This window comes from Pseudomonas sp. AC172, from assembly GCF_979258595.1.
Genome location: NZ_OZ409868.1, coordinates 2325944 through 2348777, shown reverse-complemented (window position 1 = coordinate 2348777; position 22834 = coordinate 2325944). Strand labels below are relative to the sequence as shown.

24 protein-coding genes are annotated in these 22834 nt (G+C 59.1%); 7 read left to right on the top strand and 17 right to left on the bottom strand.

Features of this window, described 5'->3' with window-relative positions; genetic code table 11:
* Positions 1-153 precede the first annotated feature (153 nt).
* The 3 genes from ACZ0A4_RS10490 (at position 154) to ACZ0A4_RS10480 (ending at position 2531) form a co-directional block, all read left to right on the top strand.
* Entirely contained in the window at positions 154-798 is a 645-nt protein-coding gene (locus ACZ0A4_RS10490; protein WP_463574496.1) for an ATPase, read from the top strand.
* Between the two features lie 86 nt (positions 799-884).
* A complete protein-coding gene (locus tag ACZ0A4_RS10485) occupies positions 885-1226 on the top strand; it encodes a hypothetical protein (RefSeq protein WP_456021618.1) in 342 nt (113 codons plus the stop codon).
* 663 nt (positions 1227-1889) lie between these two features.
* Positions 1890-2531, top strand: coding sequence for a LysE family translocator (locus tag ACZ0A4_RS10480; protein ID WP_064118354.1), 642 nt, complete (start codon positions 1890-1892; stop codon positions 2529-2531).
* Between the two features lie 13 nt (positions 2532-2544).
* Here ACZ0A4_RS10480 and ACZ0A4_RS10475 read toward each other — a convergent pair whose 3' ends face one another.
* From ACZ0A4_RS10475 to ACZ0A4_RS10460, 4 genes are all read right to left on the bottom strand, one after another.
* The gene (locus ACZ0A4_RS10475) at positions 2545-3738 is read right to left on the bottom strand and encodes a GAF domain-containing sensor histidine kinase (RefSeq protein ID WP_463574494.1); all 1194 of its coding nucleotides are present in this window, start codon (positions 3736-3738) and stop codon (positions 2545-2547) included.
* 139 nt (positions 3739-3877) lie between these two features.
* The gene (locus tag ACZ0A4_RS10470; protein WP_463574493.1) at positions 3878-6055 is read right to left on the bottom strand and encodes a TonB-dependent siderophore receptor; all 2178 of its coding nucleotides are present in this window, start codon (positions 6053-6055) and stop codon (positions 3878-3880) included.
* A gap of 268 nt (positions 6056-6323) precedes the next feature.
* On the bottom strand, positions 6324-7163 hold the full coding sequence (yghU, locus tag ACZ0A4_RS10465; protein WP_463574492.1) for a glutathione-dependent disulfide-bond oxidoreductase: 840 nt from the start codon (positions 7161-7163) through the stop codon (positions 6324-6326).
* A 110-nt stretch (positions 7164-7273) separates the two neighbouring features.
* Complete coding sequence (locus ACZ0A4_RS10460; protein WP_463574491.1) at positions 7274-7894, bottom strand: LysE family translocator; 621 nt, start codon at positions 7892-7894, stop codon at positions 7274-7276.
* Between the two features lie 166 nt (positions 7895-8060).
* Between ACZ0A4_RS10460 and ACZ0A4_RS10455 the strand changes: the two genes are divergently transcribed.
* Positions 8061-8957: a LysR substrate-binding domain-containing protein gene (locus tag ACZ0A4_RS10455; protein WP_463574490.1), complete on the top strand. Its 897-nt coding sequence runs from the start codon at positions 8061-8063 to the stop codon at positions 8955-8957.
* 13 nt (positions 8958-8970) lie between these two features.
* On the opposite strand, the gene ACZ0A4_RS10450 is transcribed toward ACZ0A4_RS10455, so the two are convergent.
* The 4 genes from ACZ0A4_RS10450 to ACZ0A4_RS10435 all read right to left on the bottom strand — a co-directional run bounded on the left by ACZ0A4_RS10450 (position 8971) and on the right by ACZ0A4_RS10435 (position 11892).
* The gene (locus tag ACZ0A4_RS10450) at positions 8971-9354 is read right to left on the bottom strand and encodes a hypothetical protein (protein WP_463574488.1); all 384 of its coding nucleotides are present in this window, start codon (positions 9352-9354) and stop codon (positions 8971-8973) included.
* 48 nt (positions 9355-9402) lie between these two features.
* On the bottom strand, positions 9403-9813 hold the full coding sequence (locus ACZ0A4_RS10445) for a GFA family protein (protein WP_463574487.1): 411 nt from the start codon (positions 9811-9813) through the stop codon (positions 9403-9405).
* 2 nt (positions 9814-9815) lie between these two features.
* Positions 9816-10892, bottom strand: a complete 1077-nt coding sequence (locus tag ACZ0A4_RS10440) for an alpha/beta hydrolase family protein (RefSeq protein ID WP_463574485.1) — start codon at positions 10890-10892, stop codon at positions 9816-9818.
* 88 nt (positions 10893-10980) lie between these two features.
* The gene (locus ACZ0A4_RS10435; RefSeq protein ID WP_463574483.1) at positions 10981-11892 is read right to left on the bottom strand and encodes a LysR family transcriptional regulator; all 912 of its coding nucleotides are present in this window, start codon (positions 11890-11892) and stop codon (positions 10981-10983) included.
* A gap of 124 nt (positions 11893-12016) precedes the next feature.
* Here ACZ0A4_RS10435 and ACZ0A4_RS10430 point away from each other — a divergent pair, with 124 nt between their 5' ends.
* Positions 12017-12292 (top strand): DUF2798 domain-containing protein, encoded by a 276-nt coding sequence (locus ACZ0A4_RS10430; protein WP_463574482.1) that lies wholly within the window; start codon positions 12017-12019, stop codon positions 12290-12292.
* Between the two features lie 3 nt (positions 12293-12295).
* Here ACZ0A4_RS10430 and ACZ0A4_RS10425 read toward each other — a convergent pair whose 3' ends face one another.
* Together ACZ0A4_RS10425 and ACZ0A4_RS10420 are read right to left on the bottom strand one after the other, a co-directional pair.
* Positions 12296-12805, bottom strand: coding sequence for a cupin (locus ACZ0A4_RS10425; protein WP_463574480.1), 510 nt, complete (start codon positions 12803-12805; stop codon positions 12296-12298).
* Positions 12806-12965: 160 nt separating this feature from the next.
* On the bottom strand, positions 12966-13754 hold the full coding sequence (locus ACZ0A4_RS10420; protein ID WP_463574478.1) for an APH(3')-II family aminoglycoside O-phosphotransferase: 789 nt from the start codon (positions 13752-13754) through the stop codon (positions 12966-12968).
* Positions 13755-13921: 167 nt separating this feature from the next.
* Here ACZ0A4_RS10420 and ACZ0A4_RS10415 point away from each other — a divergent pair, with 167 nt between their 5' ends.
* Positions 13922-15709: a thiamine pyrophosphate-requiring protein gene (locus ACZ0A4_RS10415; RefSeq protein ID WP_463574477.1), complete on the top strand. Its 1788-nt coding sequence runs from the start codon at positions 13922-13924 to the stop codon at positions 15707-15709.
* A 36-nt stretch (positions 15710-15745) separates the two neighbouring features.
* Complete coding sequence (locus ACZ0A4_RS10410) at positions 15746-16462, top strand: DUF72 domain-containing protein (RefSeq protein ID WP_463577536.1); 717 nt, start codon at positions 15746-15748, stop codon at positions 16460-16462.
* Between the two features lie 486 nt (positions 16463-16948).
* Here the strand turns inward: ACZ0A4_RS10410 and ACZ0A4_RS10405 are convergent, their stop codons facing one another.
* From ACZ0A4_RS10405 to ACZ0A4_RS10375, 7 genes are all read right to left on the bottom strand, one after another.
* Positions 16949-18412, bottom strand: coding sequence for a GDL motif peptide-associated radical SAM/SPASM maturase (locus ACZ0A4_RS10405; protein ID WP_463574476.1), 1464 nt, complete (start codon positions 18410-18412; stop codon positions 16949-16951).
* A gap of 103 nt (positions 18413-18515) precedes the next feature.
* On the bottom strand, positions 18516-19097 hold the full coding sequence (locus tag ACZ0A4_RS10400) for a DUF1842 domain-containing protein (RefSeq protein WP_463574475.1): 582 nt from the start codon (positions 19095-19097) through the stop codon (positions 18516-18518).
* Between the two features lie 42 nt (positions 19098-19139).
* Positions 19140-19754, bottom strand: coding sequence for a DUF1842 domain-containing protein (locus ACZ0A4_RS10395; protein ID WP_463574474.1), 615 nt, complete (start codon positions 19752-19754; stop codon positions 19140-19142).
* A gap of 34 nt (positions 19755-19788) precedes the next feature.
* A complete protein-coding gene (locus tag ACZ0A4_RS10390; protein WP_463574473.1) occupies positions 19789-19974 on the bottom strand; it encodes a DUF1843 domain-containing protein in 186 nt (61 codons plus the stop codon).
* A gap of 202 nt (positions 19975-20176) precedes the next feature.
* Complete coding sequence (locus ACZ0A4_RS10385; RefSeq protein WP_463574471.1) at positions 20177-20686, bottom strand: hypothetical protein; 510 nt, start codon at positions 20684-20686, stop codon at positions 20177-20179.
* A gap of 9 nt (positions 20687-20695) precedes the next feature.
* Positions 20696-20914 (bottom strand): hypothetical protein, encoded by a 219-nt coding sequence (locus tag ACZ0A4_RS10380; RefSeq protein WP_463574469.1) that lies wholly within the window; start codon positions 20912-20914, stop codon positions 20696-20698.
* 158 nt (positions 20915-21072) lie between these two features.
* The gene (locus ACZ0A4_RS10375) at positions 21073-22752 is read right to left on the bottom strand and encodes an MFS transporter (protein ID WP_463574467.1); all 1680 of its coding nucleotides are present in this window, start codon (positions 22750-22752) and stop codon (positions 21073-21075) included.
* Between the last annotated feature and the right edge of the window lie 82 nt (positions 22753-22834).

Below are 22834 nucleotides of genomic sequence, written 5' to 3'. Positions count from 1 at the left end.
TGTTTTTCTAGTTGTGGTTGAGTGTGTATCAGTCTGCACGTCGCGCAACTATTGCTAGAAGTAATAGTGACCATCAAGAAACGCAAGTTCTGCTTTGTCGGCAATCGGCGGAAAATCGCCTCCATCGAACACGCCGCTCAAGGAATCTGCGCGATGAAGATTATGACCCGACTGGCTTTGGTCGCCCTGCTGACAGGTGGCGCGCTGTTCACAGCTCCGACTTACGCAGCCGCCGCCGGGTCGTGTCACTTCCAGACCATCACGAGCAGCAGCGCCACGTTGCAGCATTCGCAATCCGTGGGTGTGCTACTCAGCGAGAACACCCTGGACAACCTGCAATACCTTGAGCGTTACCACGACATGGCGGTCAACGGCGCGAAAGATGCGCTCGACTCGCGAATTCGTGAGGCCTTTGTCAGCAGTTCCGATCCGGAACTGGCCATCGACTGGCTGGTGAGTTCGCTGCAACAACAGTTCTTGTCGGTGACCGTGTACGACAACCTTGATGCGCTGGTGCAGGCGCATCCGGACGTGGTGGTGAAGCTCGACACCTTCAATCGCCTGCTGACACAGCAAAACAGTCTGGTCGAAGCGCGTTTTACCGCACGCTTCTACGACGCTGACCTGCAATACATCGGCAAGGCTGAAGGCGCGGTCGAGAAACAGTTGCCTTCGGCGTGGGTGCATAACCAGGCAGCACCGGTCATCGCTGCGCAGATCGACAAGCAGCGTGATCTGCAACTTCACGCGTTGAAGCAATTCGATGTGTCGCTCAAGGCGCTGGTGGCGTCGAGCTGATCACTTAAAACATAAATGGCGACGGCGGCTCCGTGAGGCTGAACCGTTGCCGGTTGAACCGAACCTTTATTTTCAGGATGACACCGATGCGTCTTTTCTTTGTGCCTGCTCTGGCCGTTGCCTCTTTGCTGCTCGCTGGTTGCGCTTCGGCGCCGAACAATCCGAGCCTGACGTTGCAGACCAGCAAGACGCCTGCGCAGTACGCCGACTGTGTTGTGCCGAAGTTGCAGGGCAGTGCGCTGAACCCGACGGTTTCACAGACTCAGCGCAGTTATCGGATTGTGGTGCCGAGCAAGGTTTCGGCTGACAACGTGCTCGAGGCTTATAAAGCCGGGAATGGCGGCAAGGTGTTTATCTACGAGCGGCATTTGTTGGCTTCGAATCTTTTGCCTTCGAGTTTTGAGCGGGCGGCGCAGGATTGCATCTGATTTTGGCTTTTGTACGTATTTGACTGAGCTCCTTTGGTTGGCCGCAACCAACCAATTTTTTGCCTCGCGCCTTCATAGGGTTGCGGGGCTTTTTTTTTGTTTGGGCTTGGCGGCCTTTGGGCCGACCATGTTCTTGGGGTTTTGGGTGAATATCCGTTTTTTTTGGGGGGGGTGGCTGGCGGTTTCGCTCTTACAGCGAGTCCCTTTGGCAAACGCCCCAAAGGAACCAAAGGTCTGGGCCCCGGCGTTCGGCCCTCGCCGTGGCTCGGGTGCCTTCGTTACGGGATCTATCCGGGGGCATCGCCTACGATTTGCTTCGCTGCACCTCCTCTCGATGCATTTGGCTGCGCCAAACGGTCGCTGCGCTCCCACCCCCGGATAAATCCCTCCACTCAGCCTGCCGAAGGGGCCAGCACGGCAAGATCAAGCGCTGCAGTCGAGCTAACGCTCATCCTGTTGAGTGGTGAGAAACGGGGGGGGTGCGGCTTTTGATTTGCTTCCGAATTTGAGTGCGGCTCGGTATCCCATGTCGGTGTATTTCTCGCAATCAGCTCAGTCAATTCCCTCTCCCTCCGGGAGAGGGCTAGGGTGAGGGGCTTTTGATCTGGGCTATGCAGTCGGTTGTTGTAAGATGCGGCATCTTCAATCTTGCGAGCAGCGAAAATGGATTCTCACTCGATATTGACCTTCACTCTGGTCGCCGCAATTGCCATCGCCAGCCCGGGGCCGGCGACGCTGATGGCGATCAATAACAGTCTCGCGCATGGGCAGCGCAGTACGATCTGGTCGTCGTTGGGCAACGCCAGTGGTTTGTTCTGTCTGTCGGCGGCGGCGATGTTGGGGTTGGGGGCGTTGTTGGCCAGTTCCGAGATGTTGTTTAACGCGGTGAAGGTGATCGGTGCCGGTTATCTGTTTTATCTCGGCGTGAAGCAGCTGTTCAAGAAGGGGCCGATGCTGGCGCAGGGGATCGAGGGTGAGGCGGGCAAGGTGCGGCCGACGCGTGGGAAGTTGTACAAGTCGGCTTTTTTGACGGCGGTGACTAATCCCAAGGCGACGATGTTTTTCACGGCGCTCTTCCCGCAGTTCATCGATCAGGGCGCGGCGTTGCTGCCACAGTTTTTGATGTTGACGGCGATTTTCATGGCGCTGTCGGTGTCGTCGCTGAGTGTCTATGCCGCGCTGGCCTCGCGGGCCAAAGGCGTGCTGACCCGGCCGGCGCTGTCGCGTTGGGTCAGTCGTGTGGTGGGCACGACGTTCATTGGTTTTGGTGCTGCGATTTTGACCATGCGCCGCCAGACGGCGTAAGCGTGAAGGGTGCTTAGACCCACTTGAACTGCGCCGGGAATCTGGCCACGAAGCAGGTGCCGGCGTCGAGGCTTGAGCTGACGGTCAAACTGCCGTTGTGCGCCGCGGCAATCTGCGAGGCGATGTAGAGGCCCAAGCCCAGGCCTTCACAGCGTTGCCCGGCTTCGGAGCGGGAAAACGGTTCGAACAGCAGTGGCATCAACTGCGCGGGAATCGGCGTGCCCTGGTTGGTCAGCGAGATCACGATTTCGCCGTTTTCCGAATAGGCCTTGAGGACGATCGGCGTGGCGTTTGAACCATGAGTCACGGCGTTGCCGAGCAGGTTCGAGAGCAGCTGACTGATGCGCAACGCATCGCAATAGACGCCTGCCGGCACGTCCAGTTCATCGATGAAAATCGCTTGCGGGTGCGAGGCTTTGACCTCAGCGAGCGTCAATTGCAGGGTCTGCTGTAAGTCATCGACCAGTTTGCGCTGCACCGGAATCCCGCCGCCGAGGCGTCCACGCGCGAAGTCGAGGATGTTTTCGATCAATACGCCCATGCGCACCGAGCTGTTGCGGATGGCCGAAATCAGATTCAGCGAACGTTTTTCTTCGGTTTTGCTTTCCAGCAGGTCGGCGCTCATGCGAATGGCGCTCAATGGTGTGCGCAGGTCATGGCCGAGCACGGCGATGAACTGCTCGCGCAGACGGCCGAGTTCATTGGCGTTGCTCAGTTCGACTTGGGTCGCCTCAAGATGGGCCTGCGTGTCGAGGCTCATCGCGATCAGTTGGGCGAAGAGGGTCAGCGTCTTGGCAATGGCCGGCTCGTCGAGGTTCGCCGGGACGGAGTCTATCGCGCACAGCGTGCCGAAGAAGTGACCGTTGGCTTTGATGATGGGAATGGAGATGTAACTCTCCAGACCGTAGGTTTTTGGCGTGTGGTGCAGGGAAAAGATCGGGTGCGCGCTGGCGTGGCCGAAAATCACCGGCTGCTGATGTTGGCGGATTTCATGACAAATGGTCGATTCAAGCACCAGTTCTCCGCCCGGTTTCAGGCCGAAGTCGATGGAGTCATCGACCGCGCAGGCCACCCAGTTTCTGTCCGTGACCCGCGCCACCGCCGCGAAACGCATGCCCGTCAGGTGTTTGACCATGCTCAGGATGACCGGCACCGCTTCAATGCTGCGGATGGCTTCGATGTCGGGGGCAAATACCGGGTCGGTCATGGCGCGATGCTTCGTAGTGAGTTGGCTCAGAGACTATCCGTTATTGCAGCTGATGACTAACACGGCTGCCAGAAAGCACAAGGGCGCCGTGGATTTCCCCGGCGCCCATGCTTTTGCTGCTGATTAGAACGTCAGCGACTCAGAACCTGTATTTGGCTGTCAGCATGTAGCTGCGTGGGTTGCCGTAGTTGTCGTTGGAGCCCCAGGTCACATCGGAACCGATGGCGGAATAGTAGACGCGGTCGAAAATGTTGTTCGCATTAACCTGCAGATCCAGGTGTTTGTTGACTTCGTACCCGGCCATCAGGTCGGTGACCGCGTAACCACCCTGTTCGAGACGGTAGCTGCCGTTATTGGCCAGGGCGACATCGTTGTACATGCGGCTCTGCCAGTAGACGTTGCCCCCCACGCGCAGGTGTTGCAGCGGGCCCTGGAAGCGGTACACGGTGGACACTTTGAACAGATGCTCTGGCGTGTCGGTTTCGAAACGCTGATTGTTGTTGGCCGGGTTCTCGTCCTTGATGTAATGCGCGCGAGTATAGGTGTAGCCGGCGCCGACCTGCCAGTTGTCGGTCAGCGCGCCTTGCAGTTCCATGTCCACGCCTTGGCTACGCACCTTGCCCGATGACCCGTAGCAGGTCAGTACCGGGCAGCCGAACTGAGTGTCGGCCTGGGTGGCGCGACCGGTCTGGTCCATCTGGAACACCGCCAGGCTGGCGTTGAGGGCGCCGTTGAAGTACTCGCCCTTGATGCCCACCTCGTAGTTTTCGCCGACGATCGGCTCGAGCACCTTGCCGCCGAGGTCCTTCTGGGTTTGCGGGGTGAAGATGTCGGTGTAGCTGGCGTACACCGAGTGATGGTCGTCGAGTTTGTAGATCAGGCCGGCATAGCGGGTGAGATTACGGGTGACCTTGTAATCGCCGTCGGCCGTGCGGTCATCGTAGTCATACCAGTCGAGGCGGCCGCCGAGGATCAGCGTCAGTGGATCGGCCAGGCTCAGGCGCGTGGTCAGGTAAACGGCATCCTGAGTGGTGACGGTGCGGGTTTTGCCGTCACGCACGAAGTCAGGCTTGGGGGCGCCAATCGGCCAGGCCGTGGTGTACGGGTCGTACTCCTTGGTGGTCGCGTCATATACGCGGTTGCTGGCGCCGACGACCAGTTCGTGGCTGCGACCGAACGCTTCGAACGGGCCGCTGGCAAACACGTCGAGCGAGTGTTGCTTGTCGGTGTGACGGGATTGATAAGCGGTGGTTTCCAGCGGGCCCGCGTAACGCGACAGGTAAGTCCCGGAGAACTCGCCGTCGAGGGTCGAGGACGAACCGGCGACGTGCAGCTTCCAGTCGTTGTCGAAGCGATGCTCGAGTTCACCGAACACGGTGTCGATCTGCAGCTTGCGATTTTCCCAGTCGGTGCCGGGATAGGTGGAGCGGGGCAGATCGAGGTGGTGGCCGTTGATACCGATCGGCAGGCCGCCCCAGAAATAGTTGGTCTGTTCGTTCTGCCGGGAGAAGCCGAGAGTCGCGGTGGTGCTGTCGCTCAGGTCGGCTTCACCGATGGCATAGAACAGGCCATGGTCGTTTTCTTCCTTGTCGCGGAAGCTGTCGGCGCCCTGATAGGAACTCACCACGCGACCGCGCAAGGTGCCGCTTTCATTCAGCGGGCTGGAGGCGTCGATTTCGCCACGGTAGTCATCCCAGCTGCCGGCCGCGCCGGTGAGGGTTACGCGCTGATCAGCGGTCGGGCGTTTGCGCACCAGGTTAATCGCCGCCGAAGGGTTACCGGCACCGGTGACCAGGCCGGTCGCACCACGGACGATTTCGACGCGGTCGAACATCGCCAGATTGGGCTGCACCGCCATCGCGAAGGGTGAGTACGAACTCGGCAAGCCGTCGTACATGATGGTGTCGATGTCGAAACCGCGTGAACTGTACGTCTGCCGACCCGGGCCGCTGGCCTGACTGAGGAACAGTCCCGGCGTGCCCTTCACCACGTCGTTGATGCTGGTCATGTTCTGGTCGTCCATGCGCTGACGGGTGATCACCGTCACCGCCTGAGGCGTTTCGCGCATGGTCAGCGACAGCTTGGTCGCCGTCCGCATCGGGCCAGTGGTGTAGGACTGAGTGTCTTCGGTGGTGCTGCTCATCTGCGTGGCGCCGATTTCCGTCGCATCCAGTTCCAGTGTGGCCGGCGCGGTTTTTTCAGGCGTGGCGGGCGTTGTCTCGTCGGCCAGTGCCGGTGCGATGCTGGCCATGCAGATGGCGAGTGCCAACAGGTTAGGTGAACGGTTTGAACGGCGGTGAATGGTGCGAAACGACATCAATCTGCTTCCCCAAATAATACGAAAACGAATCCAGTGCGAGTGCGTGTAGGAACTATTCGCATTAGTGTGTCAGATCATTCTGTGTGTAGAAAGCCGTACGGCTCAGTTAGTTAACGATTTTTTCACAATTGACTGGGTGCTCTGCGTCGCGGGTTGGCGCAGGGTCCTGGTTTTTTGGGGGGGGCGAGCGAGGGGCCATTCGAGGCGCAGCGGGCCGATCACAGAAGCGTGTGATCGGCTCGCTGACGAGGGTGATTCAGGGGTGTCAGTTCAAATCTTCGGCCTGGTGCCGCTCCGGCACTTGAGTCGCTTCATCGCCCCATGTGCGATTGACGCGCTGCCCACGGATGACCGCCGGCCGCTTGGAAATGTCCTCTGCCCAGCGCTGCACATGGGTGTATTCGTGCGCCGCAAGAAACTCGGCCGCGGAATAAACATTGTTGCGCACCAGTTGCCCGTACCACGGCCAGACCGCGATGTCGGCAATGGTGTAGCTGTCGCCGGCCAGGTAGACGCTTTCGGCCAGGCGCCGATCGAGCACATCCAGTTGGCGCTTGGCTTCCATGGTGAAGCGGTTGATCGGGTATTCCATCTTCTCTGGCGCATAGGCATAGAAATGCCCGAAACCGCCACCCAGATAGGGCGCGGCGCCCATTTGCCAGAACAACCAGTTCAGCGTTTCAGTACGGCCAGCGGGGTCTTTCGGCAGAAATGCACCGAACTTTTCGGCCAGATACAGCAGGATCGAACCCGATTCGAACACACGAATCGTCGGTTCAACGCTGCGGTCCAGCAGCGCCGGGATTTTTGAATTCGGATTAATCTCGACAAATCCGCTGGAGAACTGATCGCCCTCGCCAATGCGGATCAGCCAGGCATCGTACTCGGCAGCGCGGTGCCCCAGCGCCAGCAGCTCTTCCAGCAGAATCGTCACTTTGACGCCGTTGGGCGTGGCCAGTGAGTACAGCTGCAATGGATGCTTGCCGACTGGCAGGGTCTTGTCATGGGTGGGGCCGGCAATCGGCCGATTGATACTGGCGAACTGGCCACCGGACGGGGCTTCGTTTTTCCAGACCTGGGGCGGAACGTACGGCGCTTTGCTCATCTAAGGGGCCTCATCTTGGCAAGTGGAAAAAATAACTCGCTGATCATAGACAGCACACCACAGAACCCGCTGTGTATTCCAGAGGGCGATGGGCCAATTGCCCGCTGCATTCAAGGCTGGCCAATCCCCGGAATCAGCAAACACGCTGCAAGGCCAATCAGGGCGGTGCCAATGACCCGGTCAATGATTCGCTGTTTTGCCAGCATGCGCCGGCGCAATCCCTCAGTGGAAAAGAACAGTGCGACCAGACTGAACCACACCCAGTGGGCCAGTGACATAAACAATCCGTAGGCGAAGTTAATGGCGAGCGAGCTATCGACCTGAACAAACTGACTGTACGCCGCGACGACAAACAGCATGGTTTTCGGATTGAGCGCGTTGGTCAGAAAACCGCTGCGAAACACTGCCCAGGATGAGGGCGCCGAGCCGCCAGCCTCTGCAAACGTCAACGTCGAAGTATTGGTGATCGACTTGATGCCCAGATAAACCAGGTATCCGCCGCCCAGCAGTTTCATCGCCATAAACAGCAAGGGCGACTGCGTGATGATCACGGCCACGCCAAACACCGTGTAGAACACATGAACCTGTACGCCACAGGCGATGCCCAGCGCCGCCATCAAGCCACTGCGCCGCCCGAACGCGTAGCTGTTGCGGGTGACCATGGCAAAGTCCGGGCCGGGGCTGATCACCGCCAGCATCGTAATGGCGATCATCAGAAACAACTCATTCATCAACGTTCTCCAACCTGTATTTGCGCTACGTAAGTTCACCGATGTCGAACTGCTTGAAACGCCAGGAACAGCGTACAAGGCAGTGCTTGGCGCTCATGATGATCAATTGTCGTCAGCAGAAAAAACGATTTATAGTCGTCGAAATCTGTGAGTAATCGTCGTCTATATGAACCTGCCTCCATTAGCTGCCTTTCGTTTTTTCAACACCGCCGCGCAGACCCAGAGCTTTGTCAAAGCCGCGCAGCAGCTGCACGTCACCCACGGCGCGGTGAGCCGTCAGGTGCGCTTGCTGGAGGAGGCGATCGGGGTCGAGTTGTTTGAGCGGCGCAACCGGGCAATCTTTCTCAATCAGGCCGGCCGTCTGTTGTTCGAGGTTACACGGCCGATGTTCGAGCAACTGGAAGGGGCGGTTTATCGCCTGCAGCAAGAGCGTCACAACGATGTGCTGGTAGTGTCCTGCGAGCCGACCATCGCCATGAAATGGCTGATTCCGCGACTGCCGGATTTTCACAGCGCCCATCCGCACATTCAGGTGCAACTACTGACCGCCGGAGGGCCGATCGATTTTGCCCGCTCAGGCGCCGATCTGGCGATCCGCCGGGATGATTTTCTCTGGGACGAAACGGTTCATGCCGTGACGATTTGCCAGGAGTGGATCGGCCCGGTTTCTCTGCCCTCGAAAAGTCCTGAATCCACTGAACTGCACGGCGCATGCTTACTGCGCAGCAAGACGCGTCCGCTGGCATGGGACAACTGGCTGCGCTGTGTCGGCAGGGGCGCAGCGGATGTCAGTCGCGTCGATTACGAACATTTTTATCTATGCATTCAGGCGGCGCTGGCCGGATTGGGCATCGCTATGGCGTCCTTTCTGATGGTGCAGAACGAGCTCGAATCCGGGCAGTTGATCGCGCCGTTTGGTTTTATCCAGGACGGTTCGACTTATTGCCTGCTATCACCACGGCCGTTTGAGAACTGCGCCAATAGCACAGCCTTCAGGACTTGGCTGAGCGAAGCGATGAGTGCTTGCTCGCGTCAGCTCGACGGTGATTTGCTTTGCTATTGAGCGGCCGCGTCATTCATTTCGTGCGCATATAACGTACCCATTCGCTGGCTTTTCTGAAGCCATGAATACCCAGGATCGAGACGGCGATGACCGCGATCATCGGCCCGATCACGCCCAGCCCTGTGGTCATCTGGGCGTAGGCAGCGAGGGACAGGGCAAGCACCGCATAGCCGGCGAGGTACTTCCTGTAGGCGATCAAGAGCACTGGCACCATCAGGACGACGAACAGATGAGTGGCAATGGTGATCAGGATTTGTGCGACCAATTGAACAGGTACGCTGCCCATGGATGCCTCAGCCATGGTTATTTCGGCGTCGTACAGAAACATCTGCAGTGAAATGACGGTTATTGCGGCCATTAGCAGCGCAGGCAACGGCGCAATTTTTGAGCGTTTCATCTGATCTCCAAAGGGTGAAGCAACGTCTGATAAATGAATCTTTCAGGCTCAGCGCTGCGGCCATTGATCCTTGATTTCAAACCACGGCGCCTTCGACGTGACTTCCACATGCTGCTGTTTTTCGGTGGTGAACGTCGTGTCGAGCGTGCCCAGTGCGACCGAGATCCAGCCGTTGAATTCCCCTTGATTGCTTGCCCAGAACAGCGACGAGCCGCAGTGCGTGCAGAACTGGCGCTGTACCGATTCAGACGATTGATACGACTTCAGCTGGTCAGCACCTTTCAGCAATTCCAGGTTCTGGCGCTGCACGCTGCCATAGCTGGCAAACGCCGCGCCGTGGCTTTTGCGGCACTGGCTGCAATGGCAATGCGAAAGTGCCTTGGGCCGTGAACGGATCTGGTACTTCACCGCTCCGCACAGGCAACTGCCCCGGAAGGTCTGAGGGGAGGGCGTGAGCATTGTTATTGCGGATCCTTGTAGATGATGGCTTGTTTCAAGGGAGCCGGTGACTGCGCCAGAAACCCGGTGATCAGGGAAATCACCTGCTGCTGAATCACTGCACGTGGACGACCGCCGTCGCCATCGGTGCAGATGATGCTGTCGCCGGGTACGTCTTTGTCGAGCATGGCCACGGCGCCAGGTTTGCAGATCGCCATGAAACTGAAGTGACTGGCATCGCTGATCTCGACATAACGCGATGAGTTTTTTGGCAGGCGTCTGGCGAGGTCGACGGACTCCAGTTGAGCAGGCAGCTCTTTCGACGGTACACCGGCAGCGATCACCAGGACCGGCACCGGGTAGGCCGCGAGGCTTGCATCGGTCATCCCGCGTGACAGCCCCAGGTCCAGAGACACCACGGCAGTGACGCGTTTGTCACGCCAGTCGGCGGCCAATTGTGCTTTCGCTTGCGCGGTGCTTGCAGTGTTCATTTGTTGGTAGACGGTGCAACTGGCCAGTTGCGTGTGGACCTTGCAGTCTTTGGCAAAACGTTCGGGGTCGAAGCGCGCGCCGCCGGTTTCGAGCACTGTCCAGCCGCCGAGAGAATGGCCCACAACAGCAATTCGATCCTTCGCCACCGCGCCGAATTTTTCCGGCTGAGCCGTCACGGCATCGATGGCGCGGCTCAGGTCGACGGGGCGTTGCCACAGCTGCGCCGCTGCCTGCGCGCTACGATCACGGCTGGTGGTGCCGGGGTGGTTGACAGCCGCGACGATATACCCCTGATGGGCCAGTGCACTGGCCAGCCACGTCTGGTTGATCCAGCTACCGCCATTGCCGTGGGAAAGTACCACCAAAGGATGCGCGCCACTGGCGGCCGGGGCGTCGAGCACGGCAGGGGCACCGACGAAGACCGGGTTGTCGCCGAACAATTGTGGCGTCGCAGCGGTGGTCGAGCTTGGGTACCAGACGACCATTTCCAGCGCGCGTTCGTTGCGCGGATCGGCCAGCGTGGCGTATTGGAAACCGACGGGGCGGGTGTCAGCGAATACGTGGCTGCTCAAGCAGATCAGTAGCAGAGCGCCGAGAGACTTTTTCATTGTTGTTATCTTCCGTGATGGGCCGTTTGGGCGAGATGGACTTTGCCCGAATTCGCGCGCTTCAGCGAGCCTCTTTGCACGCTTCGTCTTAAACATTTTCCATCGGCCATCGCGTGGCCAGATGCGCGCTCAGGTAATCGAGGAAGGCTTTGACCTTCGGCGTCATCGCCGCCCGTTCCTGTACGCAGGCGTAGATGTCCATCGGTTCGACAACACTGTGTTCAAACAGCGGCAGCAATTGCCCGCTCGCCAGATAAGGCGCCGCAACAAACTCTGCCAGTCGCGTGACCCCGGCGCCGTGAACCGCCATTTGCGCCAGCGCATCGATGTCATCACTGATTGCAGTGGCATTGATGTTCGCGTCGAAACGCTCGCCATCGCGGAAAAAGCTCCAGCGCAGAAAGCGCCCGTCCAAGGGATAACGAAAGGCCAGACAGGCATGATTCTGCAAATCATCCGGCGATTGCGGCCAACCGGCGCGCTGAAGATAAGCCGGCGCGGCGCACAGGATGAAGGGCAGCGAAACGATCTTGCGCGCGACGATGCCGTCCTCCAGTTGCGGCGTGATCCGCAGGCTCAGATCGATGCCGTCCTGAATGTGATTGATCTTGCCATTGGTGGTCGACAGTTCGATGAGCAGGCGCGGGTGCAGCGCGGCGAAACCGGCGATCAGTGATGCCAATACATGGCGGCCGAACGCAGACGTCGAGGCAATGCTCAGTCGGCCCTGCAGTTCGGTTTCATCGCTGCTGATCGAGGTTTGCGCGGCTTCCAGATCCGCCGCAATCCGGCGAACTTTTTCGTAATACACCGCGCCGTTTTCGGTGAGTGCCATGCTGCGCGTGGTGCGTTGCAACAACCGCACGCCGAGGTGCGCTTCCAATCGATTGAGCGTCTGGCTCACTGCCGCCGCACTGATGCCCAAGGCCTTGGCGGCGCCGACAATCGAGCCGGCTTCGACCACTTTAATAAAACTGGCAATTGCCGTTAGCAGATTCATTCATCGTCCCGTTGAGGGTTGATTCGTAAGTTCTGCTTTATAAAGTACCTGCGACTGAGCGTCTAGTTGCGGCAGATCGGCTTTGCTAACGTGCGGTCTCCCTGTCAATGGATGGAAACGCCTTATGAATCAACCGACAAGCTCTGAATCCTTGGTCATTAGCCGTCGCAAGCTGTCCCCACGTGCTACACCGTATGTGTTTGCGCTGTACATGGCGACGATCATGGCGTTTCTGATGTCGCTGGTGATCACTGCCGCCAACTCCGGCATTGATTACGACTACCTGAGTAATGCGTTGCACGCCTACAAGCTGGCGATGCCTGCGGCGTTCCTGTGCATCCTCATCGTGCGGCCTATCGTAATCAAATTGGTGGCGTGGACGGTGCATCCGCATCGCTGAGGATTATTCGCGCCAATATTGCCCGACAGCACCTTGCGCTCCCTGCACGGGATCGGTCTGCGGGAAGGTCAATTTCGCGATGCTGTCCAGTTGCTCGCGATCAGGGGCTTCGCGACAGATATCGGCATGCTGGCCTGGTGGATAAGCACCGACTACCAGGAAGTCGTCACTGCAACTCAGGTTGCAATGGCCGGTGCCGGCGGGCAGCAGCAACACATCGCCGGCGCTGACCTGCACAGCATGCCCTTCGGGCCCGCCCAGCATCAGTTGCGCACGGCCAGCTGCAACGCCGAGCACTTCATGGCCCTCGGTGTGGTAGTGATGGAAGTCATAAACCCCGTAGCGCCATTGCGGCGGCCAGCCGTTGGCGCTGAAGGTTTGCTCGAACAGGGCTGCGGGGTCGTCGCTGCCCTTGAGTTCAATCGCTTGCGGATAGATCAACACCGGCAGACGCGGGTTGTTCGGGACCCAGTCGTTGCGTTTTAGCAGCAGGGCTTGTACGGGGGCGGGCATGCTGTTCTCCTGATCCGGCGTATTGATTGGTCTGGCGCCTTCGCGAGCAGGCTCGCTCCCATATTTAGACCGCGATCTCCTGTGGGAGCGAGCCTGCTCGCGAATGGCCGCGCCGCTTATTCAACGGCTAAAGGGTGGACAGCCATAGCGCGCACTCGCCTCAGAAAAATTCATCGAGCATTTGATAAAAGGCGATTCGCTGCTGATCCGGTTCGACGCCATATACCTCGAAAAACAAGGGCAGCCACTGCGCGCCGAGGTTGTCCGTGATGCTGTGGGCGGCCAGGGCCAGATCCTGATAACGATCGGCAACGCCCAGTCGTCCGCAGTCGACAAACCCGCTGAAGCGGCCATTGGCAGCGAGCAGGTTGGGCAGGCATGCATCTCCATGAGTCACTACCAGATCCTCGTGCGCGGGACGTGTGGCGAGCAACTGCTCGAACACTTCCTCGGCGGATTGCCCGAGGCGCGAGTCGTCGAAGTCTTCTTCGTCGATCAGCCCGGCGAGCAGGTGTTCGCGGGCCAGTCTGATTTTTGCTTCCAGGCTGTGATCGAACGGGCAGCTTTCGATCGCGACTGTGTGCAGTGCGCGCAATGCCTCTGCGGCGAGCGTGACGATCTGCTGCGGCGAGAGGTGCTCGCTGCTGGCCAGATCGCGACCGGCCACGGCGGTCATCAACAGCCAGTTGTGTTCCGCTTGCGTGGTTGTGTCGAGCACATGCGGTGCAGGTAAATCCTGAGTCGCCATCCAGCGTAACCGCTGCACTTCACCGGGCAACTCGCCCCAGGTCATCACTTGTTCGGTTTTGACGAACTGCGGCGCAGCACCGGCAGGCGTAATCCGCCATACATCAGCGCGCGATTCGCCAATGGTCTGCTGTTCAATGGCCGCACCGGCAAATTGGCTGCGCCATGCTGCTGGGAAATCCATGTTTAAAGTCCTTGTCATTATCGATGTGCACATTGTGCCGCTCTGGCGGTTTTGTTCGCAAACAAGGATCGGCGTCGGGCAATCCATCGAAACTTCGCCAGCGACCCAACTGTCCAGACCCTTACACCTCCCGGCAGATGTTCTGCTGGAACAGCTCCATGCACCAAAGAAAGGCGAGGATCGAGATGACGATGACAGTGGGAGACTTTCTGGTTGAGCGGCTCAGCCAATGGGGCGTTACGCGGATTTTTGGTTACCCGGGTGACGGCATCAACGGCGTGTTCGGCGCGCTTGGTCGGGCCAAGGGAAAAATCGAATTCGTCCAGGCACGGCATGAAGAAATGGCCGCGTTCATGGCCTCGGCACATGCCAAGTTCACCGGTGAGCTGGGGGTGTGCATCGCCACTTCCGGGCCGGGCGCCTCACACTTGATCACCGGCATGTACGACGCGCGCATGGACCACATGCCGGTGCTGGCCATCGTCGGCCAGCAGGCGCGCACGGCGCTGGGCAGTCACTACCAGCAAGAGCTTGATCTGGTGTCGATGTTCAAGGATGTCGCCGGGGCATTTGTGCAGCAGGCTTCGGCGCCTTCGCAGGTACGGCATCTGCTTGATCGCGCAGTGCGCACCGCAGTGGGTGAACGTCGGGTGACCGCGCTGATTCTGCCCAACGATTTGCAGGATCTTGCATACGAGGCGCCTGCGCGTGCCCATGGCACGGCGCATTCCGGTGTCGGTTACACGAAACCCAAAGTGTTGCCTTATGACGTGGATCTGCAGCGTGCCGCCGATGTTTTGAACGCGGGAGAAAAGGTCGCGATTCTGGTGGGCGCCGGGGCTTTGCAGGCGACGGATCAAGTCATCGCTGTGGCGGAAAAACTCGGCGCCGGCGTCGCCAAGGCGTTATTGGGCAAAGCCGCGCTGCCCGACGGTCTGCCTTGGGTCACCGGCAGCATTGGCCTGCTTGGCACTGAACCGAGCTACAAACTGATGAACGAATGCGACACTTTGCTGATGATCGGTTCGGGTTTTCCCTACGCGGAGTTTCTGCCCAGGGAAGGTCAGGCCCGTGGCGTGCAGATCGACTTGCAACCCGACATGCTCAGCCTGCGCTACCCGATGGAGGTCAATCTGGTTGGCGATTCGGCGGAAACCCTCGCCGCGTTGTTGCCGCTGCTTCAACAGAAAGCCTCCAGCAAGTGGCGCAAGAAAGTCGAAGGCTGGCGCGGCAGCTGGGAGAAGACCCTGGAAAAACGCGCGATGGCCAAGGCTGACCCGGTCAACCCGCAAAGGGTGGTGTATGAGTTGTCGCCGCGCCTGCCCGATCAGGCCATCATCACCAGCGACTCCGGCTCGTGCGCCAACTGGTTTGCCCGTGACCTGAACATCCGCCGTGGCATGCAGTGCTCATTGTCCGGTGGCCTGGCCTCGATGGGCGCCGCTGTGCCCTACGCGATTGCCGCCAAGTTCGCCTACCCTGAGCGGGCAGTCATTGCGCTGGTGGGCGACGGTGCGATGCAGATGAACAACATGGCCGAGCTGATAACCGTCGCCAAATACTGGCGACAGTGGGCGAGTCCGAAATGGATCTGTGCGGTGTTCAACAACGAGGACCTTAATCAGGTGACGTGGGAACAGCGGGTGATGGAGGGCGATCCGAAGTTTGAAGCCTCGCAAAGCATTCCCGACGTGCCTTATCACTTGTTCGCCATTTCCATCGGCCTGAAAGGCATTTTTGTCGATCGCGAAGAAGACGTCGCCGCTGCCTGGGAGCAGGCGCTGGCCTCGGAGGTGCCGGTGTTGATCGAATTCAAGACCGACCCGAACGTGCCGCCGCTGCCACCGCACATCAAGCTTGAACAGGCGAAGAAGTTCGCCACGACGCTGCTCAAGGGCGACCCGGATGAGGCCGGGGTGATCATGCAAACCGCCAAGCAGGTGCTGGGTGCGGTGTTGCCCGGCAAAAAATGACCCGGATCAGCGCCTACAGGTGAGGAGGTGTGTTTTTTGATTTTCATCGGCTGTGCAGGCTGGAGTCTGGGGCGCGAACACTGGCCGGTATTTCCGGTGGAGGGCACGCATTTGCAGCGCTACGCCGCGCGCCTCAATTGCGTGGAAATCAACAGTTCGTTCTACCGCCCGCATCGTCGACAAACCTATGAGCGTTGGGCCGATGGCGTACCTGAGGCCTTTCGCTTTTCGGTGAAAATCCCCAAACACATCACCCATGAATTGCGTCTGGTGGGCTGCGAGTCAGCGTTGGACAATTTTTTGGCTGAATGCGGCGGTCTGGGCGAGCATTTGGGCTGCTTGCTCGTGCAATTGCCACCATCGCTGGCGTTCGATGAGGCCATCGCCGGAGGCTTTTTCACGGCATTGCGCCAGCGCTTTACCGGGGTCGTGGTACTCGAGCCAAGGCATGAATCATGGGTCAGCGCCGAGCCGATGCTGATGACTCACCAGATCGCCCAAGCGGTCGTCGACCCCTCGCGCATCAGCAGTGATGTTTCGCCCGGTGGCTGGGCGGGAACCCGGTATTGGCGACTGCACGGCTCACCGCGTATTTACCACAGTGCCTACGCTTCGGAGCCTCTGCAAAACCTCGCACAAGCCCTGCAATCAGCGGCCGCGACAGGTGCCGCGACCTGGTGCGTTTTCGACAACACCGCCAGCGGCGCAGCGCTGGGCAATGCCCTGACGCTGACGACGCTGACTTCAGGCTGACTCAGACCGCCAAGTGCTCAAACAAAATCGTTGCACCGACAATCATCTATTGCGCAAGTTGTCATGTTGAGGGAATTGGCGGTGAATCAGGCGTTGGATAACGTCGCACCTACGCAGTAACCGTCAATAAGGGAGAGAGGCGGTGTCTGTGCTGCTCATGTTGTTCTGTATTGCCCGATTTCCCTCACCCTAACCCTCTCCCAGAGGGAGAGGGGACTGATCGAGGTATCCATGCAAGTTACGCCGACGTGAAATACCGGGGTGAACTCAGGATTTGAAAAGCCCACAAATCGGCTCCGTTTCCCTCTCGCCCGCCTGGGGGAGAGGGGACTGATCGAGGTATCCATGCAAGTTACGCCGACGTGAAATACCGAGGTGAACTCAGGATTTGAAAAGCCCACAAATCGGCTCCCTTTCCCCTCGCCCCCTTGGGGGAGAGGGCTGGGGTGAGGGGGTAGATCCAGCTGCACCGACAAATCCCGACCTTCAAACCAACGTACTCGGCGCCACCCCCAACAATCCGGTCAGCGTATTCATGATCGCCTGTTGCCGTGCCCGGTCCGCCAGATACACCGCCTGCGCCGCCGCTACATCCGCTTGGCAATGCGGGCAAATCACCTCCTGCGGATAGATGTACTGCAAGCAACTGCGGCATAGGCTGAGTTGCACGGGTATGCGGCCCTCCTCGGGCGATTGCTGGCCCTGATTGATCCACGCCAGTTTGATCACCTGACCGCTGTCGCTGACGCTGCTGACTTTTTCTCCTGTGTCGATGCGCTCGGTAATCAGATCGAAACGCCCGACGGCGAACGATTGCTGCGCAGCGTCTTCAACCTTGACGATGCGTTCACGCAGCCCACGCTTGTTCAGCTCCAGCGTGCGGTAATGGCAATAGGGGTTGTTGCCGGGCTTGCCCAGCAGCGAATGCGAAGTCCACGTGCAGCCACCGCGACAGACGTCGTTGTAATAGCAGGTACGGCAATAGCCCCACATGTCATCGACCGAGCGCAGGCGCCCGAAATGCATGCCTTCGCTGTAATGCCAGATGTCGTGCAGGCTCATGTTGCGCACGTTGCCGCCGGAGAACCCGACAGTGGCCAGCGACGGGCAGCCTTTCACCGTGCCGTCGGCTTCCAGTGCCAGCACGGTTTGCCCGGCCGCGCAGCCGCTCCAGTGCACGCGCTCGTCACCAAAACCACGCCACAGATGTTCGTAAGGGCCGTAATAGCCGATGTTGTTGCCGACGTTCATCAGCAAGCCGCGATCAACACCTTCGCGGTAGAGCCGTGCGAGCAGTGGCAACACTTCCAGCAACTGATAGGGCTGCAGCAGCAGTTCGGGGTGGTCAACGGCATTGCCCATGGCCACGGTGATCTGGATCTGCCAGTGGGTCGCGCCCAGTTCAATGATGGTGTCCATCAGTTCCGGCAAGTCGGCCAAAGTGGCCGCGCCGATCTGCGTGTTGACGCTTACGGCCAGGCCTGAGGCTTTGGCGCGGCGCAGGGTGTCCACGGCTTTGTCGAACGAGCCCGGAACATTGCGCACGGCGTCGTGCAGCGGGGCGAGGCCGTCGAGGGAAACGCCGACGCCATTGAGCCCGGCGTCGACCGCCGCCTGCATTTTCGCCGGAGTGAGATTGCGTCCTCCAGTCTGGATCGCGCAGTACATACCATGGTCGTGGATGGCCTGGATCAGTTGCGTCCAGTCCTTGCGCAGGTAGGCTTCGCCGCCGATCAAGGTGATCTCGCGAGTTCCAAGCGCAGCCAGCGAGTCGATGACGTCCAGGCACTCGCGGGTATTCAGTTCATCCGGCCGGCGATGCCCCGCGCGAGAGCCGCAATGCAGGCATTTGAGGTCGCAGGCCAGGGTGATTTCCCAAACCACGTGCACTGGCACGTAGCGTTTGAGGTCGGTTTCGCTGAGGTAGCGGGCAGGGCGGGCGTCTGACATGGGAAATCCTTGCGCACGGTCCTGTGCGCGGCACGAATGGATTGACCTCGATTGGGCAAAACCCCGGGCGATATCACGTTCGATCCCGCCCGGGGCCAGCCGGTTAGTGAGCTTCCAGTCGCGCGATTTCCGCTTTCAGTTGCTCAAGCGCACTGCGCAACGCGCCGTGGTGGGCCAATTGCTGCTCCCCTTGTTGCACCACCGATTTGAGCTGCGCCAGATCACCGCTGGCTTGCGCCGTTTGCACCGCCACTGCGTACAACGGCAGGTGCGGGTGCGGGACAGGTTGCGGTTCCACCGTCGGTGCCTGATGCACGGCGACGTGTTTCACCTCGTGCCACTGGCCTTGTTCCTCATAGCGATAATCGACAAAACCACTGGCCCAGTCGCCGGCAAGAATGCCTTTGAGGTCGAACGTCTGGGCGATCTGACTAAGCGGGCCGCTCGGGCTGCCAGCAAGGGTCAGGATGATGTGGTTCTCGACTTTCGCGGTCAGTTTGGCCTCGGAATAATTACCCCAGACCTGAGCGCGAAAGTTGACGGTGGGCCAGGTCGCCTGGAAGAGACTGGCAATCCCGCTGACCTTTTTATTGACGGTATCGACCAACAGATCGAGGGTCAGAACCGGGGCGCCGAGCAGTGAATTGCTGACGTTGAGACGGGTGTGAAAAAGTCCGATCGACATGGTGCTACTCCCTAACGTGATTGGCGGATTCAATGAACGCTTTCAGCGGTTTTGCAGACGGCTGACTTCGCTCTTCGCCGCTTCCAGTGCGCCTTGCAGTTGCGGTTGCTGGTCCAATTGTTGCTGGGCCAGCTTCGCCAGATTTTTCATCTGGGCCAGATCACCACTGGCAATCGCGCTTTGAATCGGCGCGGCGTACAGCGGCATGATCGGTGGGACAATCACCGGACCGGGTTCGAGTGGCGGGTAGAACGAGTCGACCAGATGTGCGGGGGCATTGTTGACCTCATGCCAGCGCTGGCCATCGAAGTATTGGTAGTTGGCCACACCGTCCTTCCAGTCAGTGCCGACCACCAAATGCAGTTTGAAACTGAGGATCGAGTTGGAACCGCGACCGCCGTGATTGCCTTGCGCAGTGATCAGGATTTTGCTGACCCCGGGCGACATCACGGTCATGTAGGTGTATTCGCCCCAGACATCGGCGTGTACGTCGAGCGGCGGGTTAGTCGCTTGAGTGATCGCCGCCGTGCCGCTGACTTCGTGCTGGGGCGTGGAAACCAACAGGTTTAGCGAAAGCGTTTGCGCACCGGGCGCGCCTGTACCAATGCGATAGCACACCGGGAACAGACCAACATTTTGCTGAGTGGAACCGGACATGGTGATTGCCTCCATTGCAATGTGGGAAATGGCCTTAGCGTTTTTCCAGACGGGAAATTTCCTCGGCCAGTTTTTCGTACGCGTCCTTGAGGTCTTGCGCTTCGGGCTTTGTCGAGTCGCGCTGTTTCAACAAAGTCTTCATGTCTTGCACATCGCCGCCCTTGATAGAGCTTTGGATGGCGACGCCATACGGCGGGATTACGTGTGCGGATCTGGACATTTCGAGGGTTTCCTCGCAGGTGCTACTCAACAGCCCCTTTTGGCAAAGAGGCGCCTTTCCTGACAGACAGGCGACGGCGATCAGGCAAACCCGTTGGGGTTTTCCCGGCGTAGCGTCAGCCTGATCCGTCCGGATCTGTTCAAGTCATGCGATCAGTTCGCGCAAAGACGACGTATGAATGTCGAACGAGGCGCCAGCGTCGTCAGCCGAACCCGTCGGGTTTCGCTCGCGGCGTGATTGAAGAGGGTTGCCACAGGGGCAGACAGAGGGAATTCGCCTGTACGTTGGTCATCATTCTTTCCTTGATAGAAAACAACGAAACACAGGGATCAGTCGGGCACTCGAAAGCGCTCACAAGCGATTGTAAAACGCAAAAAACCATCCCTGTTTCTCTACCGGCAATGTATCGGGCACCTGCCCGATCTGTTGGCTGGCATATCGCCAGCCACGCAACCCTAGATCCGATTTTGCGGGTCTGCCAGAAAAAGCGCCGAACGGTCATCGCCGCTGTCGGGCAGGGTGCTGGCAGCAGGTCTATGGCAAGTAGGCTATCGATTCTAACGCCATGAATTAAATAAAAATTGCGCCGTTGTTCAGTGGCGTTCAAGGCGCTGTGGATTTGTTCGAAATAAAAAAATTCATGCTTACAGCCAATTGAAACGGGAGCAAAAAAAATCGCAAACAGCAAAGGGATGCTGTCTGCGATTGTCATGACAAACCGCTAATTGCCGTCGGCCACTTTACGTTCTATCTCATCGATCTTGCGCTGCAGTGTCTGCGCATCCTGTTCCTTCACTCGGGTGGACGAAGGGGTGATCACCTCATCAACGGCTTCGGTGTCATCGTCCCGGTCTTCAAGATCACGCTCAACCACATTTACCGGTTTGCCGGAGGTATCGGTGGGCGGGGCATTTGAGGCTTTATTGTCATTGCTGTTCATATCGCTGACCTCCAAGGGGTGTAAACGTTGGAAGCGTCACAGCGGCGAGCGTTCGATATTTCTAAGTTGCGCTGCAACGAGCAGGAGCTGCCAACGGCTGCGATCTTGTTTTGCCGATCAAAGGATCGCAGCCTGCGGCAGCACCTGCACGTATCGGTTCAGTCCTTGAGAATGTCGCGATCCTTGGTTTCCGGCAGGAAGAACGTGCCCAGTACCGCCGTCATCACCGCGATCACGATCGGGTACCACAAGCCGTAATAGATGTCCCCGGTCGCGGCAACCATGGCGAACGCCACCGTCGGCAGGAAGCCGCCGAACCAACCGTTACCAATGTGATAAGGCAGCGACATCGAGGTGTAGCGGATGCGGGTCGGGAACAGCTCGACCAGCCACGCCGCAATCGGGCCGTAAACCATGGTCACGTAGATCACCAGCACGGTGAGCAGGAGCAGCACCATCGGGTAGTTGGTTTTCGCCGGGTCGGCTTTCTCCGGATAACCGGCATCCTTGAGTGCAGTGCCGAGGGTCGCGGTGAACGCATCGTTGCGGGTTTTGAATTCGGCGGCTGGCAGGGCGCTGCCTTCGAAGCTCTCGACGACTTTGTCACCGATGCGCACTTGCGCCACGGTGCCAGGCTCGGCGATCACGTTCTCATACGGGATCGCCCGTTTCGCCAGCAGGGTCTTGGCGAGGTCGCAGGAACTGGTGAATCTGGCCTTGCCCACCGGGTCGAACTGGAACGAGCACTGGTCGGGGTTGGCGATGACTTTGACCGGGTTCTTTTCCTGAGCGATGAACACGTCGGGGTTACCGTACTGGGTCAGCGCATGGAAGATCGGGAAGTAGGTCAGCGCCGCCAGAATGCAACCGACCATGATGATCGGCTTGCGCCCGATGCGGTCCGAAAGGCTGCCGAAAATCACGAAAAACGGCGTGCCGATCAACAGCGAACCGGCGATCAGCAGGTTGGCGGTCTGCGGGTCGATCTTCAATGTCTGCAACAGGAAGAACAACGCGTAAAACTGCCCGGTGTACCAGACCACTGCTTGCCCGGCCGTGCCGCCAAGCAGCGACATGATCACCACTTTGAGGTTGTCCCAGCGCGCAAAGGATTCGGTCAGCGGCGCTTTCGACGCCTTGCCTTCGGCCTTCATTTTCTGGAACACCGGCGATTCGCTCAGTTGCAGGCGGATGTACACCGAGACGATCAGCAGCAGGATCGACAGCAGAAACGGAATCCGCCAGCCCCAGGCTTCGAACGCTTCAGTGCCCAGCGCGGTGCGGCAGGCGAGAATCACCAGCAACGATAGAAACAGGCCAAGCGTCGCGGTGGTCTGAATCCACGATGTGAAGAAACCACGCCTGTTGCGTGGCGCATGCTCAGCCACATACGTCGCTGCACCGCCATACTCGCCGCCCAGCGCCAGACCTTGGAGCAAGCGCAGGGTAATCAGAATGACCGGTGCGGCGACGCCGATGGTTGCGTAGCCGGGCAACAGACCGACAATAGCCGTCGAGACGCCCATGATGACAATGGTGATGAGGAAGGTGTGCTTGCGCCCGATCATGTCGCCGAGCCGGCCGAACACGATCGCCCCGAACGGTCGCACCGCAAACCCCGCTGCAAACGCCAGCAGGGCGAAAATAAACGCGGTGGTTTCGTTGACGCCGGCGAAGAAGTGCTTGGCGATGATCGCCGCCAGCGAGCCGTAGAGGTAAAAGTCGTACCACTCGAAAACCGTGCCCAGGGAAGACGCGAAGATGACCTTGCGCTCCTCCTTGGTGATGCCGCCGCTGCGCGGTGGACTGCCGGTGGATGCTGTGTCGATTGTGGCCATGGGTGTTCTCCGTCGTGCTTATTGTTGTAGGCCGGAGTCCCCCGTTATTGCTTGTCTCACTCTGGCCTTGTGGCATATGCCG